Annotated in this window: 16 protein-coding genes and 2 other annotated features; of the genes, 2 read left to right on the plus strand and 14 right to left on the minus strand. The window is 44.3% G+C overall.

Going from position 1 to position 15,245, the window contains the following annotated elements:
- Positions 1–18: 18 nt before the first annotated feature.
- Together pheS and A8F94_RS05615 are read right to left on the minus strand one after the other, a co-directional pair.
- Positions 19–1,056 carry a phenylalanine--tRNA ligase subunit alpha gene (pheS, locus tag A8F94_RS05610; protein ID WP_066196807.1) on the minus strand — a complete coding sequence of 346 codons (1,038 nt, stop codon included), beginning with the start codon at positions 1,054–1,056 and terminating at the stop codon, positions 19–21.
- A gap of 337 nt (positions 1,057–1,393) precedes the next feature.
- Positions 1,394–1,635, minus strand: a binding site (T-box leader).
- Positions 1,636–1,678: 43 nt separating this feature from the next.
- Positions 1,679–2,446: a TrmH family RNA methyltransferase gene (locus A8F94_RS05615; RefSeq protein WP_066196809.1), complete on the minus strand. Its 768-nt coding sequence runs from the start codon at positions 2,444–2,446 to the stop codon at positions 1,679–1,681.
- A gap of 113 nt (positions 2,447–2,559) precedes the next feature.
- Here A8F94_RS05615 and sspI point away from each other — a divergent pair, with 113 nt between their 5' ends.
- Positions 2,560–2,769, plus strand: a complete 210-nt coding sequence (gene sspI / locus A8F94_RS05620) for a small acid-soluble spore protein SspI (protein WP_066196811.1) — start codon at positions 2,560–2,562, stop codon at positions 2,767–2,769.
- 157 nt (positions 2,770–2,926) lie between these two features.
- On the opposite strand, the gene A8F94_RS05625 is transcribed toward sspI, so the two are convergent.
- The 6 genes from A8F94_RS05625 to infC all read right to left on the minus strand — a co-directional run bounded on the left by A8F94_RS05625 (position 2,927) and on the right by infC (position 6,511).
- A complete protein-coding gene (locus A8F94_RS05625; RefSeq protein WP_066196813.1) occupies positions 2,927–4,015 on the minus strand; it encodes a M42 family metallopeptidase in 1,089 nt (362 codons plus the stop codon).
- Positions 4,016–4,361: 346 nt separating this feature from the next.
- Complete coding sequence (dut, locus tag A8F94_RS05630; protein ID WP_066196815.1) at positions 4,362–4,799, minus strand: dUTP diphosphatase; 438 nt, start codon at positions 4,797–4,799, stop codon at positions 4,362–4,364.
- Positions 4,800–5,052: 253 nt separating this feature from the next.
- A complete protein-coding gene (locus A8F94_RS05635; RefSeq protein WP_066196816.1) occupies positions 5,053–5,325 on the minus strand; it encodes a DUF1294 domain-containing protein in 273 nt (90 codons plus the stop codon).
- A gap of 68 nt (positions 5,326–5,393) precedes the next feature.
- Positions 5,394–5,753: a 50S ribosomal protein L20 gene (gene rplT / locus A8F94_RS05640; RefSeq protein WP_066196817.1), complete on the minus strand. Its 360-nt coding sequence runs from the start codon at positions 5,751–5,753 to the stop codon at positions 5,394–5,396.
- Positions 5,754–5,790: 37 nt separating this feature from the next.
- Positions 5,791–5,991 carry a 50S ribosomal protein L35 gene (gene rpmI / locus A8F94_RS05645; RefSeq protein WP_066196819.1) on the minus strand — a complete coding sequence of 67 codons (201 nt, stop codon included), beginning with the start codon at positions 5,989–5,991 and terminating at the stop codon, positions 5,791–5,793.
- 16 nt (positions 5,992–6,007) lie between these two features.
- Entirely contained in the window at positions 6,008–6,511 is a 504-nt protein-coding gene (gene infC, locus A8F94_RS05650) for a translation initiation factor IF-3 (RefSeq protein ID WP_066196820.1), read from the minus strand.
- Positions 6,512–6,590: 79 nt separating this feature from the next.
- Positions 6,591–6,722: a sequence feature (ribosomal protein L20 leader region), on the minus strand.
- A 262-nt stretch (positions 6,723–6,984) separates the two neighbouring features.
- On the opposite strand from infC, the gene A8F94_RS05655 reads away from it, so the two are divergent.
- The gene (locus A8F94_RS05655) at positions 6,985–7,854 is read left to right on the plus strand and encodes a YsnF/AvaK domain-containing protein (protein ID WP_066196822.1); all 870 of its coding nucleotides are present in this window, start codon (positions 6,985–6,987) and stop codon (positions 7,852–7,854) included.
- 61 nt (positions 7,855–7,915) lie between these two features.
- Here A8F94_RS05655 and thrS read toward each other — a convergent pair whose 3' ends face one another.
- The 6 genes from thrS to A8F94_RS05685 form a co-directional block, all read right to left on the minus strand.
- A complete protein-coding gene (gene thrS, locus A8F94_RS05660) occupies positions 7,916–9,844 on the minus strand; it encodes a threonine--tRNA ligase (protein ID WP_066196824.1) in 1,929 nt (642 codons plus the stop codon).
- 468 nt (positions 9,845–10,312) lie between these two features.
- Positions 10,313–11,164 carry a putative sporulation protein YtxC gene (locus A8F94_RS05665; protein ID WP_066196826.1) on the minus strand — a complete coding sequence of 284 codons (852 nt, stop codon included), beginning with the start codon at positions 11,162–11,164 and terminating at the stop codon, positions 10,313–10,315.
- 497 nt (positions 11,165–11,661) lie between these two features.
- Complete coding sequence (dnaI, locus tag A8F94_RS05670) at positions 11,662–12,597, minus strand: primosomal protein DnaI (protein WP_066196827.1); 936 nt, start codon at positions 12,595–12,597, stop codon at positions 11,662–11,664.
- Positions 12,598–12,663: 66 nt separating this feature from the next.
- Complete coding sequence (locus A8F94_RS05675) at positions 12,664–14,076, minus strand: replication initiation and membrane attachment family protein (RefSeq protein ID WP_066196829.1); 1,413 nt, start codon at positions 14,074–14,076, stop codon at positions 12,664–12,666.
- Between the two features lie 93 nt (positions 14,077–14,169).
- Positions 14,170–14,631: a transcriptional regulator NrdR gene (gene nrdR, locus A8F94_RS05680; protein ID WP_066196831.1), complete on the minus strand. Its 462-nt coding sequence runs from the start codon at positions 14,629–14,631 to the stop codon at positions 14,170–14,172.
- Between the two features lie 107 nt (positions 14,632–14,738).
- Complete coding sequence (locus A8F94_RS05685) at positions 14,739–15,128, minus strand: hypothetical protein (protein WP_077247566.1); 390 nt, start codon at positions 15,126–15,128, stop codon at positions 14,739–14,741.
- Between the last annotated feature and the right edge of the window lie 117 nt (positions 15,129–15,245).

The raw sequence follows: 15,245 nt of genomic DNA on the forward strand, positions 1-15,245 counted from the left end.
GACCTCCTTTAAATTAAACTATTCCTGCTTGGAAAATTGCTTTAGGAACCGGATATCGTTCGTATAGAAATGGCGGATATCATCAATTCCGTACTTCAGCATCGCAATTCTCTCTGGTCCCATGCCGAACGCGAAACCAGTGTATTTTTTAGAGTCATAGCCAGCCATCTCCAGTACATTCGGATGCACCATGCCTGCGCCAAGAATTTCGATCCAGCCTGTACCCTTACATACGCTGCAGCCATCGCCGCCACATATTTTACAGGAAATATCCATTTCAACTGAAGGCTCAGTGAATGGGAAAAAGCTTGGGCGCAGCCTGATTTTCCTATCCTCGCCGAACATTTTCTTTGAAAATTCAGCAAGTGTTCCCTTCAGGTCGCTCATACGAATGTTTTCACCGACAACGAGCCCTTCCACCTGGGTAAATTGATGCGAATGAGTTGCATCATCGTTATCGCGGCGGTACACCTTACCAGGGCAAATGATTCTGATCGGCCCTTTGCCGCCCTGTTTTTCCATTGTGCGAGCCTGTACTGGTGAAGTATGGGTACGCATGAGAATCTCTTCTGTAATATAAAAAGAATCCTGCATATCGCGGGCCGGGTGGCCTTTTGGAAGATTCAGTGCTTCAAAGTTGTAATAATCCTTTTCAACTTCCGGGCCTTCAGCAATTTGATAGCCCATACCGATGAACAGGTCCTCGATTTCCTCAATGATTTTAGTAAGCGGATGAGGGCTTCCCGCTTTGACTGGGCGACCTGGAAGCGTGACATCAATTGTTTCGGAAGCAAGGCGTTCGTTAACTGCCGCTTCTTCAAGCTGTACTTGCTTATTGGAAATGGCTTCTTCGATTGCTCCCCTTACTTCATTGACAAGCGCCCCCATTTTTGGGCGTTCTTCCGCGGACAATTTGCCCATCCCCCGAAGCACCTCGGTGATTGGCCCTTTTTTGCCGAGATAAGCGACACGGACATCATTCAATTCTTTCAGGTTTTGTGCCTGGGCTACTTTTTCTAGCGCTTCAGTTTGCAATTCTGCAAGTCTTTCCTGCATGTGATATTCCTCCTTATTTTAAAAAATCAGGCTGTTAAATGTGTTGATTTCCGCTCCAGGCACTTCGCTTTCCGCGGGCGGCCTGGGAGCCTCCTCGGCGCAATCGCCTGCGGGGTCTCCCACTGACCTTTTCTCCCGCCAGGACGTTGAAATAACATCCCTGAAAAAGCATCGCAGGAGAAAATGCGTTTTTTGCATTTTCGAACGAGTCTACGTGCCTTCCGCTGCTGCAATCAACTACCTTAAAAAACACCACTATCCTTTAATACAGCCAAAATTAATGTAGGCAGCAAGCATATTAATTAGCTCTTTTCCACACAAAAAAGCCCCATCCCAAAAAAGGGACGAGGCTTGCGTTCGCGGTACCACCCTTGTTAACAACGTATGTATACACATTCGTGTTCACTTCATTAAGATAACGGCTTGTAGCCGGTGCACCTTTACATTCAGGGTGAATGGTCCCGGTGCCAACTCGGGAGGTGAACTTCCCTTATCTCTGCTTTAAAAGTGCTTTCAGTCAAGGCACTTTCTCCCTTTAAAGCCGGTTGATAAGGTACTCTTCTCCGTCATTGTTTTTGTTTTATGAATTTAGTAGCTATTATAGCGCAAATTCCGGAGCGATTCAAACGTTTGCGGAATTTTTTAAAGAATAAAGAAGAATTCCTGCTGCAACCGCTACGTTTAGAGACTCACTTTTTCCAAAAATGGGCACATATAAATTGTCGTCTGTTTGTGCCAGAAGTTGTTTGGAAACCCCGCTGCCTTCGTTTCCGACGAGGAGGGCAAATGCACTTCCTGGTGCTGCCTTTGTATAGGTCCGGGCGTTTTCCAGAGCTGTTCCGTAAACTGGAATGCCTTTAGCCTGTATCTTGGCTATCCATTCATCAAGAGAGCCTGTGGTGACAGGCAGATGAAAGTGGCTTCCCTGTGCTGAACGAAGTACTTTAGGGTTGTATATATCGACTGTGCCTGTCCCTGCAATAACAGCATCGATTCCCGCAGCGTCTGCCGTCCGAATCATTGTGCCAAGATTGCCTGGGTCCTGGACAGCATCCAATAGAAGAAATGTCTTCGCGTCGTCAAGTGCTCCTCCACCAGATTCCTGCCGGCATATGGCCAGTATTCCCTGAGGTGTCTCTGTTTCAGACAGGCTTTTAAAAATTTCTCTTGTTATCGTTGTAACGGAAACATCTTTATAGTCGATCCGAGGGGGTATGTCTGTATCTTCCGCGATAACCAGTTCAACAACGGTTCCCGGTTTTTTTAGTGCTTCCTCAACAAGATGAAATCCCTCCGCCAAGAACAGTCCGGTCCTCTCCCGCTCCTTTTTCATCGCGAGTTTTTTCCATTGTTTCACTTGTGGATTTTGGGCAGATTGGATGTGCTTCACTTTCTTTCCGCCTTTCTATGAACTCATTTTCTCATTATAGCCTATTGTAAATACATAATAAAACCATGGAAAGAAAAAGATAGTAGGGAACATTGAAAAAGGAGGAATAAAGAATGGATCTCGATTTACGTGCAGCCGTTATCCACAATATTGCAAACAACACTCAGCAGGAGCTTGAGGATACGATTGTCGATGCAATCCAGACAGGTGAAGAGAAAATGCTTCCCGGCCTAGGCGTCCTTTTTGAAATTATCTGGAACAACTCATCCGAACAAGAAAAGAAAGAAATGCTCCAGGCCCTTGAAGGCGGGTTAAAACAATAAAGTGAAACTTCAATCAGTGGGGGGTTCATCCCCACTGATTGTTAGTTGAACCAATCGGGCATTTAGGGACAGTTGTCTCTGAAAGAGGCTTACTGCCCCTTAATGCGGGATAACGAATAGGGACGGTTCTCCTCTGATGAGAACCGTCCCTGTTTACTTACCCTAATTTAATGTTTTGGACAGTTTGTTCATCGAGGCGTTTGATAACCTCAACAATCAGTTTGACTGTGTTCTCATAGTCATCACGGTGAAGCATTGCGGCATGGGAGTGAATATATCTTGTCGCAATGGTGATGGCCAATGCGGGCACACCGTTATGGGAAAGGTGAATGGCCCCTGCATCCGTACCGCCACCCGGGACAGTGTCGAATTGGTAAGGGATATTCAATTCATCCGCTGTATCCGTAATGAAGTCGCGAAGCCCTTTATGGGAGACCATTGAAGCATCGTAAAGAATAATTTGCGGGCCTTTACCCATTTTTCCAAGCGCTTCCTTTTCGGTAACTCCCGGTGTGTCACCAGCGATACCGACATCGACGCCAAAGCCGATATCAGGGTCAATTTTAGCGGCGGCTGTCCGTGCACCGCGCAGGCCGACCTCTTCCTGAATCGTTCCGACTCCGTACACTACGTTTGGATGCTCCACATCTTTGAGCTGCTTCAGGACATCAATTGCCACCGCACAGCCAATCCGGTTATCCCAAGCTTTGGCAAGCAGCATCTTTTCATTTTTCATAACAGTGAATTCAAAGTAAGGAACGATCATATCACCAGGGCGTACTCCCCATTCAGAAGCTTCATCCCTGCTTGCCGCACCAATATCAATGAACATATCCTTGATTTCAACCGGCTTTTTCCTTTGTTCGGCTGTTAGGATATGAGGGGGCTTTGACCCAATTACACCCGTCACCTCACCTTTGCGGGTAACGATTGTAACACGCTGGGCGAGCATGACCTGGTTCCACCAGCCGCCAACAGGCTGAAAGTGGATAAAGCCTTTTTCATCAATTTGCGTTACCATGAAGCCGACCTCATCAAGATGTCCGGCTACCATGATTTTTGGGCCGCCTTCCTTCCCTGTCTTTATGGCAATCAAGCTGCCAAGTCCATCAGTTGTGATTTCGTCTGCATATGGCGCTATGTACTCTTTCATAACCTCGCGGACTTCCCTCTCATTTCCCGGGATGCCCTTTGCATCGGTTAGTGCTTTTAGCATTTGCAATGTTTCATCTAATTGTTGTGCCATTCGATTGACTCCCCTCTTTTATAGGTCCATGCAGGCAGTATGTAACTAAGGCCTGTACATCTCTTCGCCCGTTCATTATACAAAAAGCCTGGCTGTTTGTAAAAATTTTCTGTTAATACATACTTCCTGTTTGCTTTTTAGTTTAAGTCACCTTCGGTAAAATATTCCTCTTCAACTAGAATAATGCCAACCAAAAACTTTGGTAGCGGAATTAGCATAGACTGTTACGATAAAGTTATTTAACTCTTGTTCAGTGACAGCAACAATTGTAATTTTCCCTATATAGGAGAGCACTTCAAGAGAAGCCTCTTTCAATCCAGTCAATAATGATTTGTTATTTTAAACTCTAGTTTATTCCCGAGGATCCAAATCCTCCCCTGCCTCTATCGGATTCGGTAAGCTCGGTTATTTCCATTACTTCTACCTTTGGGACAGGGGCAACGATGATTTGTGCAATCCTCATTTGCTTTTCTACCCGAAATTCTTCTTTTCCATGATTGATTAAAATAACCTGTATTTCTCCCCTATACCCTTCATCAATTGTTCCAGGACTATTCAGTACCGTCACGGCATGCTTTAAAGCCAGACCGCTTCTCGGCCTCACCTGCGCTTCCGTACCCTCCGGAAGTTCCAAAATGATCCCTGTACGAACCAATGCAGCTTCTCCTGGCTTAATTACCTTTTCTTCCACCGAGTACAAATCGAGACCAGCATCCCCTGGATTTGCCCTAAATGGCAATTTGGCATCCTTATGTACTAATTTAACTTTTAACGTATAATGCATATTGAATCTCCTCCAGGCATGTTGGAATTTGAGCAGATAACGCACCCCTGTACCGCTTTTCCCGCAGGACGTTGAATAAACCTCCCCGCAAAAAGCACCAAAGGAGAAAATGCAAGTGCATTTTGGCGAACGGGTCTTCGTTCCTTCCGATCCAATCATAAAAGTATGTTCACTTCAGCAATTCTTTAGTTTACGTATATAAGATTACAAATCCCCTTAAAAAGAAACGAAATATTGGTCTTTACCTGCTGTTTTAATAAAATTTGGCTGATACATATAAGAAAGCCACGATTTCTAAGGCTGCAAGTAAAGGAAAACCATATTTAAATGCACTATGCTTTGTTTTATGCCGGAAAAAATTCATTCCGACCGTTGCTCCAATCGCTCCTCCAGCCAATGCTGACAGCCAAAGCGTCTGTTCAGAAATCCTATATTGTCCATTTCTCGCCCTTTTTTTATCAATCCCCATTAACGTAAAGGAAATGATATTTATAAGGAGCAAATATGTAAAAATTGTCTTTCCCATCGAAATTCCCCCTTGGGATATGAAGAAAAAGCCATTCCCAGTTACGGAAATGGCTTTATCATCTTAAATTACTTATTGTACTGTGCTTTAGCAACATCAGCAAGTTGTGCGAAAGCTTGAGCATCGCTTACTGCAAGCTCAGCAAGCATCTTGCGGTTCACTTCAACACCAGCAAGCTTCAAGCCATGCATCAGGCGGCTATAAGAAAGGCCGTTGATGCGTGCTGCAGCGTTGATACGAGTGATCCAAAGCTTACGGAAGTCGCGCTTCTTCTGGCGACGGTCACGGTAAGCATATTGCAGGGATTTCATAACCTGCTGGTTAGCAACTTTATATAATGTATGTTTAGAACCAAAATAACCTTTAGCTAATTTAAGAACTTTTTTACGACGCTTACGCGTTACAGTACCGCCTTTTACACGTGGCATGTAATTTCCCTCCTATATGTGAATCGATCGTTCGAGATTACTTAACATTGTCAAGCATTTGGCGAATACGTCTAAAATCGCCTTTGGAAACAATTGCAGATTTACGAAGCTTGCGCTTTGCTTTTGTTGACTTGTTTGCAAACAAGTGGCTAGTATATGCGTGGGAACGCTTCAGTTTACCAGTTCCGGTTTTTTTGAAACGCTTAGCAGTTCCACGGTGAGTTTTCATTTTTGGCATGGGGATGTCCTCCTTGTTACTTGTCGTTTTTAGGTGCTAAAACCAGGAACATGCTCCGGCCATCCATTTTAGGATGAGATTCGATCGTCGCAACTTCCTTGCACTCTTGAGCAAAACGGTCCAGTACACGCTGGCCGATTTCCTTATGTGTAATCGCACGCCCCTTGAAGCGAATCGATGCTTTAACCTTATCGCCTTTTTCAAGGAACTTAATCGCATTGCGAAGCTTTGTGTTAAAGTCATGTTCATCAATGGACGGGCTCAGGCGAACCTCTTTAGTCGTAATGACTTTTTGGTTCTTTCGAGCTTCTTTGTCTTTCTTTTGCTGTTCGAACTTGAACTTGCCATAATCCATAATTCTGGCCACAGGTGGCTTGGCGTTAGGTGCTACAAGCACCAGGTCAAGATTGGCGCGGCCTGCGATTTCGAGCGCTTCAAATTTCGATTTAATTCCCAGCTGCTCGCCATTTTGGTCAATAAGGCGAACTTCGCGTGCGCGAATGCCTTCGTTCAACAACATTTGTTCTTTGCTAATAGTTAGACACCTCCAGGGTTTAATAACGAATACGCTGCCGCCGGTGTGCCGGACAGGTTTTTTTTCAATAAAAAAAGCGCGGATGCATACACCCACACTTACGTACATAAATAAGGTTTGAAACAAACCATAACGTAAAACCTGCCAACAGCCACTGCGTCAGCCAGGTGAGAAGCGGGTGCTTCTTCTTCCCAACAAATCGTATTCTTTTTCACCTTTGTAACTATATCACATACGAACCATTGTGTCAAACATGCTGTTTTTTTATCGGCAACGTTTAGTATTTTATCAGACCACAAATTTTTAATCAATATGTAATTCTGTTTATTTCCGAAAAACTTCATACCAAATTATGGTAAAGATTCCAACTAAAGTTTGTTTCTATATCCCCAATGGCGGGAATTACCTCAATACGCCCATATGAAAGAGGCGATTACCAATTCAGGAGGTTGTAAAATATGCGAAAACGAGTCGTTGGTGTTTATAACACACAAGAGGAACTAATTGAAGCGGTTGAACGATATCAAAAGGACGGAAACAGTCTAACCAATCTATCTGTTTTTGGTAACACAGAGGACTCTATGTCCAGGCTTGGCAATTTAACAGGCATGTCCGAAGCACAAATATACCATGGTGATACAAAAGAGGACAAAGGATTCTTAGATAAAATGGTTTCAAAATTAGATGGTTTGTCCCAAGATATGGATAATTCCTATTATGATCGATTAGTCGGAGCCGGTGTAAGTGAAACTGAAGCAAGGGAATATGCCGGTGACCTGGAGTCAGGCAGACTGATTTTATTTGAAGAGATCCATGGCGGGAAAGCAGTAGATGCGGGAGCCGCCTCAACCGGTCTCTTTAATGATACACCTGTGCAAAGCGGAACCAATATTGCATCCACTACTACATCCGATACACTTGAATCCGACGAAGAGCGGACTTTAAGGCTCCGTGAAGAGCAGCTAAAAGTGGACAAGGATCGAGTCCAAACAGGCGAAGTTGAGATTCATAAAGATGTTGTTGAGGAACAAAAAACGATTGATGTTCCTGTAACACATGAAGAGGTATATGTAGAACGGCGCCCGGCTGATGGCAATGAAGCTAATCTGGATGCGGGACCAATTGGTGAGAACGAAACGATTCGCGTCCCGATTGTTGAAGAAAAGGTTGAGGTTACGAAAAAACCGGTTGTGAATGAAGAGCTTGTCATTGGCAAAAAAGAAGTCGAGTCTAGCGAACGAGTTGTTGAGAATGTTAAGCGTGAAGAAGCGCATATCGAGTCTGAAGGCGAAACTGATATTCGTGAAAGACGCAAAGACAGGTTCTGATGCCTGTAAATATAGCAAATGGCTGCCGGCAACCGGCAGCCATTTGTTCATTGTTGGAACTTTATCTGTTTACTTCATTCTTCAATTGCGACACGAAGTCGGCAAAGGCGATTGTTTCAGAATTTTGCTCGCCATATTTCCGGACATTGACCGCATTCTCCTCAACTTCTTTGTCACCGACGACAAGCATGTAAGGAGTCTTTTGCATTTGGGCTTCACGGATTTTATAGCCAATTTTTTCATCCCTGCTGTCTAGCTCGACACGGAAGCCTGCTTCTTGAAGCTGTTCCTGTACTTTTCGGGCATAGTCATAGTGGACTGATGGAGAGACCGGGATAACCTGAACCTGGACAGGGGCCAGCCAAGCCGGGAATGCACCCTTATATTCTTCAATCAGGAAGGCGACAAATCGTTCCATAGTGGAAACGACACCGCGGTGGATAACAACTGGACGGTGCTGCTTGCCATCCTCACCAACATAAGTAAGGTCGAAACGTTCAGGCAACAAGAAATCCAACTGGACTGTTGACAATGTTTCATCCTTGCCCAAAGCAGTGCGAACTTGTACGTCTAGCTTTGGACCATAGAATGCCGCTTCCCCTTCAGCCTCGAAATACTCGAGGCCGAGATCATCCATTGTTTCTTTCAGCATCGCCTGGGCCTTTTCCCACATATCATCATCATCGAAATATTTTTCAGTGTTTTCCGGATCCCGGTAAGATAGCCGGAAGGAGTAGTCATTCAGTTCAAAATCTTTATAAACACTAAGAATAAGATTTACAACACGTTTAAACTCTTCCTTTATTTGATCAGGTCTTACAAAAATATGTGCATCATTCAATGTCATCCCGCGTACGCGCTGAAGCCCGGATAATGCCCCGGACATTTCATAACGGTGCTGCAGGCCAAGCTCAGCAATCCGAATTGGGAGCTCACGGTAGCTGTGCATTGAATTCTTATACACCATCATATGGTGCGGGCAGTTCATCGGGCGTAGAACGAGCTGTTCGTTATCCATCTCCATCACAGGGAACATGTCTTCCTGGTAATGGTCCCAGTGCCCGGAAGTCTTATAAAGATCGACACTTCCCATAACTGGAGTATAAACGTGATCGTATCCGAGCTTTGTTTCTTTATCAACGATATAGCGTTCGATGATGCGGCGGATTGTTGCGCCTTTAGGAAGCCAGATTGGCAGCCCCTGGCCTACTTTTTGAGAAGTAGTAAACAAATCCAGCTCCTTGCCGATTTTTCTGTGGTCACGCTCTTTTGCCTCTTCAAGCAAGCGAAGATGCTCTTTTAGGTCTTCCTTTTTGAAAAAGGCAGTACCGTAAATGCGCTGAAGCATTTTGTTGTCGCTATTGCCGCGCCAGTAAGCACCGGCGATAGAAAGCAGCTTGAACTCCTTCAATTTGCCAGTCGACGGGACATGGACGCCGCGGCAAAGATCGAAGAATTCTCCCTGATAGTAGATGGTGACTTTTTCGTCAGCCGGAATTGCTTCAAGGAGCTCGAGCTTGTATTCATCATCAATCTCTTTATAAATACTTTCCGCTTCTTTCCTGCTTACTTCCTTGCGTTCGATATCAAGGTTTTCATTAATGATTTTAGCCATTTCCTTCTCAATGGCTGGCAGGTCTTCGGGAGTCAACGATTGGTTAAGGTCGATATCATAGTAAAATCCGCCTTCAATAACTGGCCCAATTCCCAATTTTACTTCCGGGTAAATACGTTTGATTGCCTGTGCCATTAAGTGTGCTGTACTGTGGCGAAGGATCTCGAGTGCTTCTGGTGAATCAGGCGTTACGATTTCAATGGATGCGTCCTCTTCAATTGGCCTGCGAAGGTCAAACATTTGTCCGTTTACTTTACCGGCAATCGCTTTTTTCCTAAGGCCGGGGCTAATCGATTGGGCTATATCTTCAGTTGTGGTACCCTGCGGAAACTCCTTTACAGCCCCGTCAGGGAACTTAATTTTTAGCTCTGACATAACTTTTCCTCCTTTTCTGCCGGCAGTTCTACTAACTTTTCCGCCTGACAATGTTATTGAAGGCTGTTTTCTAAAAAATTGTTGATTATTATAGCAACAAGGTTTGTGAAACAGCCTATTGAAAAAATAAAAAAGCCCGTCCCTGGAAAAGGGACGAGCTGTTACACACGTGGTTCCACCCAATTTTTCATACTCCGCCTATGGGCAGGATATGACTTTGGACAGATAACGGCTGCTTCCGCCAGCAATTACTCATCCAAATGGGATTTTCACGGCCGGAGTTTAAAGGTGGTAAGCATTTCTATCGTGTTAGGAGGTTTTCACCAAGCCCTCCCTCTCTGGTAACCGTACAGAAATACCCATGTCCTTATCATTACTTTTGCTAGGTTTAGTTGCTATGTACGTTATTATAATGATTCATTCGCCAAAAATCAAGCAGCGGACAAACCATTCTATTTTCATGAGCAGCTATCCCGATTGTCCGTCTTCAATCGTAAGTTTTTCCCTCTTTTGAAGAAGTACTCTTTCTTCAAAAATATTAACAATTGTCCTTACCAGCGGTGAATCATGATGATCAGTATATAGAACGATTCTCCTTGGGGCAATGGACAGGAGCGGGGCGATTGACACAGAATCGACATATACAGGATGATTAATCAGAAGCTTCCGGTCAATCATTTTTGTGAGCTCCGTCTTTTTCACCTCCAGCATATTGCCATCATAAAATGTAACTTCTCCGTCAGCAAGCAAGTGTATTTCTTCTATTTTTGGAGGTCGTCCTGATAAAAACGATCTAAGCGATTCAATAAAGATCTGATATTCCTGCTCCATCTTGTATTCATCAATGGACAATGCCGCTATTTCACTCATATAGTCAAAGACTGCGCGGAGCCTGAACTTAGCATAAGAATCAAAGGATAGCGAAGCATCTTCACTTAAGACTTGTTCAATTGAATCCCTTACTTGTTCTCCTGGAAACGGCAAATCCATAAACAAAGCCAAGTCTTGCCTTTCCCCATCAAGGATGGAATACATAATGTCGGTTATATGCTGAATTTCCGCAGAATCTTGAAATAAGTAAGCATCTCTAATCATTTCCATGAACCATTCATCCCACTTTACTTTCCAAATAAATTCATTAAATGTGAACTTTAATGTATCAAGGTACTCCCCCTCAGGGGCATGGATCTTCAGTTTTATATATGGACGCTCTTCATACAGCTGAACATCTGTGTGAATCCCGCGTTGTTTCAGGTGTTTTTGCAGAAGCTGGTGAAAAGTCTTTGCATCGAGAATATTCCGGAAATGGATCTCCGCCAACCAAATCCCCCCTGTACCCAAGAATTCTATTGTTATATATATGGGAGGCTGTCCATGAATAGAAGGGGAATTGAAGAAAACTCTTGAGGGACAGCACCGTTGCGAGATGCTCCAAAACAGAAAAAAGCCGCCGGATGACCGGCAGCTTCATTATGTTAAAAAATTTATGGATTTCTCCACTTTGGAGTTTTGTCTACGTCTAGCTCCACAAGGAAGGCTTCGGCAGCCTAAGCGTCGCACGAAGAAAAAGCGATAGCACAAGGAAAGCTTCCCTGAGAATACATCGCACGAAATTATGCGACAGCGTAATGAGGATTTTGAGGGAGCGCATACACATGCGCAAACTTCAGAGATCCCTTTATCTCAGTCGAAACCCCTCCAGTTTGTACGGTGAGACCACAAAGGAAAGCTTCTAAGAATAATCATCGCAGGGACAGGCGCATTTTGCCTGTCGCGAGACTTCCTTTGTCTGTCACGAGGCGCTTGCGATTTTGTAATTAATTTCTCCGGTTGGGGCCATCAAGCATAACCGGCTCACTCAAATATTTAATCCGTTCCATAATCCTGCGGGCTTTCATTTTTTCCTCTTCTCCGCGCTGGCTATAAGTCAAATGATGCTCAAGCTGGTCAAAATTAAAGTTGGAAGTGAAAAACGTAGGAAGTTTTTCAAGCATCCGGTACTGAAGGATTGGACCAAGCACTTCGTCCCTTGTCCAGCTTGACATTGCTTCTGCCCCGATATCATCGAGCATCAGGATAGGCTCCTTTTTCAAGGCTTCAATCTTCTCGTTCAACGTGTTGTCCCCTATTGCCGTTTTCATTTCACGTAACAGTTCCGGAACATAGACAATCATGGAAGAGATTTGCTTTTTAGCCAACTCGTTTGCTAACGCACCAAGAAGATAGGACTTTCCCACACCAAATTTTCCGTATAAATATAGACCCTTCGGTTTGTTTCCATCAATATAATTCATCACAAACATGGCTGCTTTTTCTGCGGCGTCAAGCCGTCCTGGTGAACCATCAATGTCCAGTGACGAAAACGATGCCTGGAGAATATCCTTCGGTACATGGAGGCTGCGGATCAGCCTTTCATTTTTCCGTTTTTCATCATCCATTACTTTGCGCGGGCATCGTTCATACTGTACATCAATCGAATTGCGAGTAAGGACGAGTTCGGGATGAAAGCCCTGCATTATATTCACGCATTTCTCCAGGCTTTCGCACCCTCTGCATTGCTTGCTTTGACTCGTATATTCATAAAGCTTAACCAGGCTGCGTTCAATCATCCCGTCCGTGATATCCTGTCGATTTTTTTCAAAAAACGCCTTGACATCTGGGTCGGAAATGACCTGTTCTTTCATTTGTTCATACCGTTTCATAAAATTTTCACTGGAGGCAAGCCGCCTCAGCGTTCGGTCTATGCGTTCCATATTCTTCCCTCCCTCCTTCGTTCGCGGGCTCCATACAGGATTTACAATTCAGTAACGGTCCTCATTTTAATTCCTGAATGCCTTTAGCTTTTCCTCAACTTCTTTTTTCCTGGCTTCCAGCTCTGCTGTTTGTCCCTTGTCTTCTTGGTGGGCCTTATTTGATTCCTCATCAAACCAATCAGGAAGGATTTCCGTCCGGACTGCATTCTTCTTTGTCTGGCGTTTACCACCAGTAGCAGCCGGGGAAGAACCGGAGTTTTTCCACTCCAGATATTTTTTATGTTCCTTCCTCGATAGGTCTACAGCTTGCTTCGCCGTTTTTATCTGCTTCCTGGCCCAGTGGCTGGCAATCCTCTCCACATAGGCCTTGGTCATTTTCATATCACTTTTTATCATGACCGTCTGGATCAAAGCATTTACAACACCTGGCATAAGCTTTTGGTTAAACATGACCTCTTCAATGATTTGCAAATCTGCCGCTGACGGCTCTGCCCCACCTGATAAATCCCTTAATACTTGAAGTGGGGATGCAGTTTCAAAATAGTGAATCAGCTTTTCATCCTGCGTTTTTGGTTCTTCCAGCTGCTCCCTGTATGGAGGAGGCTGAACACGCTCCACAAGGCTTGGCAGCTTGTCGTAATGGACAAATTGGTACCAATCACGCGCAGCCTTCCTTAACTCTTCCAGATCAATTTCATCGTTTTCATTTATAGCACCGAGAACAATATTTTTCATTTGCAGGACATCAATAGAATATAAAAATGCCAAATTGCTTATTGCATCCTTTACCTTTTGGTTAAGGGCCTTTTTTGGCAATAGCGAATCACTTAAACCGGATGCAAGCAAGTCAAAGTCAAAGGTCGAGTTAGGTATTTGAATAGGCTGGGGATCGTCCCTGCCAATGAATTGCTGTCCTTCCTCAACTTCCAGGTCTGCAGCATTGTCCTGCAGATAATGGATGCCTTCAAGAGGGGCTGAAGCATATACTTCCTGAAAGGCCTTCGTGACATCTTGATATTCGCCACTCGGATCCAAGGCCCCATCACAAAAGAACCTCTTCAGTCTGGCGAAATTGTTTTTTCCAATTTTACGGTATAGATAGACATTCAGCATCCCATCCATAAAGAACTGTTCAGGACTGAGAGGGGGCTGCAATTCATAAATAAATGACCGGATTTCGTCCTCGCTTTTTACATATGTCTTAAGCAGGCCAATGCCCTCGAGCTTTAACCTTGCCTCATAAATTCCTTTTAGGTTCATCCCTGTCATGTTCATCAGGAAATGGTGGGAGGATGGGTCAGCCCATAATCGGTTTTCCTCAAGCTCTCCCCATAGCGTTAAATAGACACTAAAGCAATCCGGCCCAATCAGTGGCTGATAAAGGAAGGAAAGAATCTTTCTATCGTAATCATGAAGCAGTCCGTTTGAGGAGACAACATATCTGTCAACCGGGACCAATTCCTGCCAGTGCTGAGCCATATTCCTTCACCTCTAACCTATTTTAGAAAAACGAGGCATCCGCCCATTTGTAGCGAATGCCTGCTGTCCGTCGGGAAACTCCCCGCTGAATTGTTACGATTGTTCTTTTTTAAGCAATTCCTTAAGCTCTTCGATAAAAACATTTATATCTTTGAATTGGCGGTAAACTGAAGCAAACCGGACATAAGCTACTTCATCAACCAGGGCAAGTCTGTCCATCACCATTTCCCCAATTGCTTCGCTCTTAATTTCCGACGTTCCCTGGCTGCGCAGCTCTTTTTCAACATCAGCTGTTATTTCCTCAAGTTCCTTGAGTGCAACCGGCCTTTTTTCACATGCTTTAATCAAACCCCGCAATATTTTATCACGGCTGAATTCTTCACGGGTTCCTTCTTTTTTTACAACAATAAGTGGAATTTCTTCAACCTTTTCAAAGGTTGTAAATCGATATCCGCACTTCTCACACTCTCGACGTCTTCTTGTCGATCGGCCGTCATCAACAGGCCTCGAGTCAAGAACTCGGGTTCCGCTATTTTGGCATGCCGGGCATTTCAAACTAAATCAGCTCCATCATTCCCGGAATCCAACTGAGAATTCCGGCGGTGAAATTTAATTATTCCATCACCTTTAATCTTATAAAAAACCTCCGGAATGCACAAGGACTATTCAGCGTTTTTACCGGCACCAGTATATGTATGCGCCTTGTCCAGTTCCTTATAAAAATCAAGAATTTCCTTTTTTAAAGCGGGATAATTGCCAAGTAGCATAAAACGCTCTGTCGAAAGATGAAAATCAACCGCGGTTTCAAACGGCCTAACTGTTACAATCGTAGCGATGAGGAAGGAATTAAAAGGCTCAGACAAATCTGCGGCAATTTCGCCACGTTCCTTCGACGAGTCGGTAATAACTGTACCCTTCCGTTTCTTCAAAATTCCTTCAATTGTCAGGAAAAGCGCATCCTTGTTTGCCCTGTAATAATGGGTCCTTAAGTCAGCATCCTGGTGGCCTTCACTTGTTTCACAGCTATTGCGAAAACGTGTAAGCAATTTCAAGGTTCCTACCTCCATGTCTCTCGCTGTTACGCATCTTTAACGTATGCAGCAATCTATATGTATTAGTGTAACGTATTTTTCTTTTAAAATAAAAAGAGGCGCCTTCGCGCCCCGGGT

Source organism: Bacillus sp. FJAT-27225, from assembly GCF_001685025.1.
Taxonomy (GTDB): Bacteria; Bacillota; Bacilli; order Bacillales; family Cytobacillaceae; genus Bacillus_D.

What these genes read in the sequence shown, in the direction of transcription:
- pheS (WP_066196807.1), bottom strand. Translation starts at nt 1,056, where the DNA reads ATGCAGGAAAGACTTGCAGAATTGCAAACTGAAGCGCTAGAAAAAGTA.
- sspI (WP_066196811.1), top strand. Translation starts at nt 2,560, where the DNA reads ATGGATCTCGATTTACGTGCAGCCGTTATCCACAATATTGCAAACAAC.
- A8F94_RS05625 (WP_066196813.1), bottom strand. Translation starts at nt 4,015, where the DNA reads ATGGCACAACAATTAGATGAAACATTGCAAATGCTAAAAGCACTAACC.
- dut (WP_066196815.1), bottom strand. Translation starts at nt 4,799, where the DNA reads ATGCATTATACGTTAAAAGTTAAATTAGTACATAAGGATGCCAAATTG.
- A8F94_RS05635 (WP_066196816.1), bottom strand. Translation starts at nt 5,325, where the DNA reads ATGGGAAAGACAATTTTTACATATTTGCTCCTTATAAATATCATTTCC.
- rplT (WP_066196817.1), bottom strand. Translation starts at nt 5,753, where the DNA reads ATGCCACGTGTAAAAGGCGGTACTGTAACGCGTAAGCGTCGTAAAAAA.
- rpmI (WP_066196819.1), bottom strand. Translation starts at nt 5,991, where the DNA reads ATGCCAAAAATGAAAACTCACCGTGGAACTGCTAAGCGTTTCAAAAAA.
- infC (WP_066196820.1), bottom strand. Translation starts at nt 6,511, where the DNA reads ATGTTGTTGAACGAAGGCATTCGCGCACGCGAAGTTCGCCTTATTGAC.
- A8F94_RS05655 (WP_066196822.1), top strand. Translation starts at nt 6,985, where the DNA reads ATGCGAAAACGAGTCGTTGGTGTTTATAACACACAAGAGGAACTAATT.
- thrS (WP_066196824.1), bottom strand. Translation starts at nt 9,844, where the DNA reads ATGTCAGAGCTAAAAATTAAGTTCCCTGACGGGGCTGTAAAGGAGTTT.
- dnaI (WP_066196827.1), bottom strand. Translation starts at nt 12,597, where the DNA reads ATGGAACGCATAGACCGAACGCTGAGGCGGCTTGCCTCCAGTGAAAAT.
- A8F94_RS05675 (WP_066196829.1), bottom strand. Translation starts at nt 14,076, where the DNA reads ATGGCTCAGCACTGGCAGGAATTGGTCCCGGTTGACAGATATGTTGTC.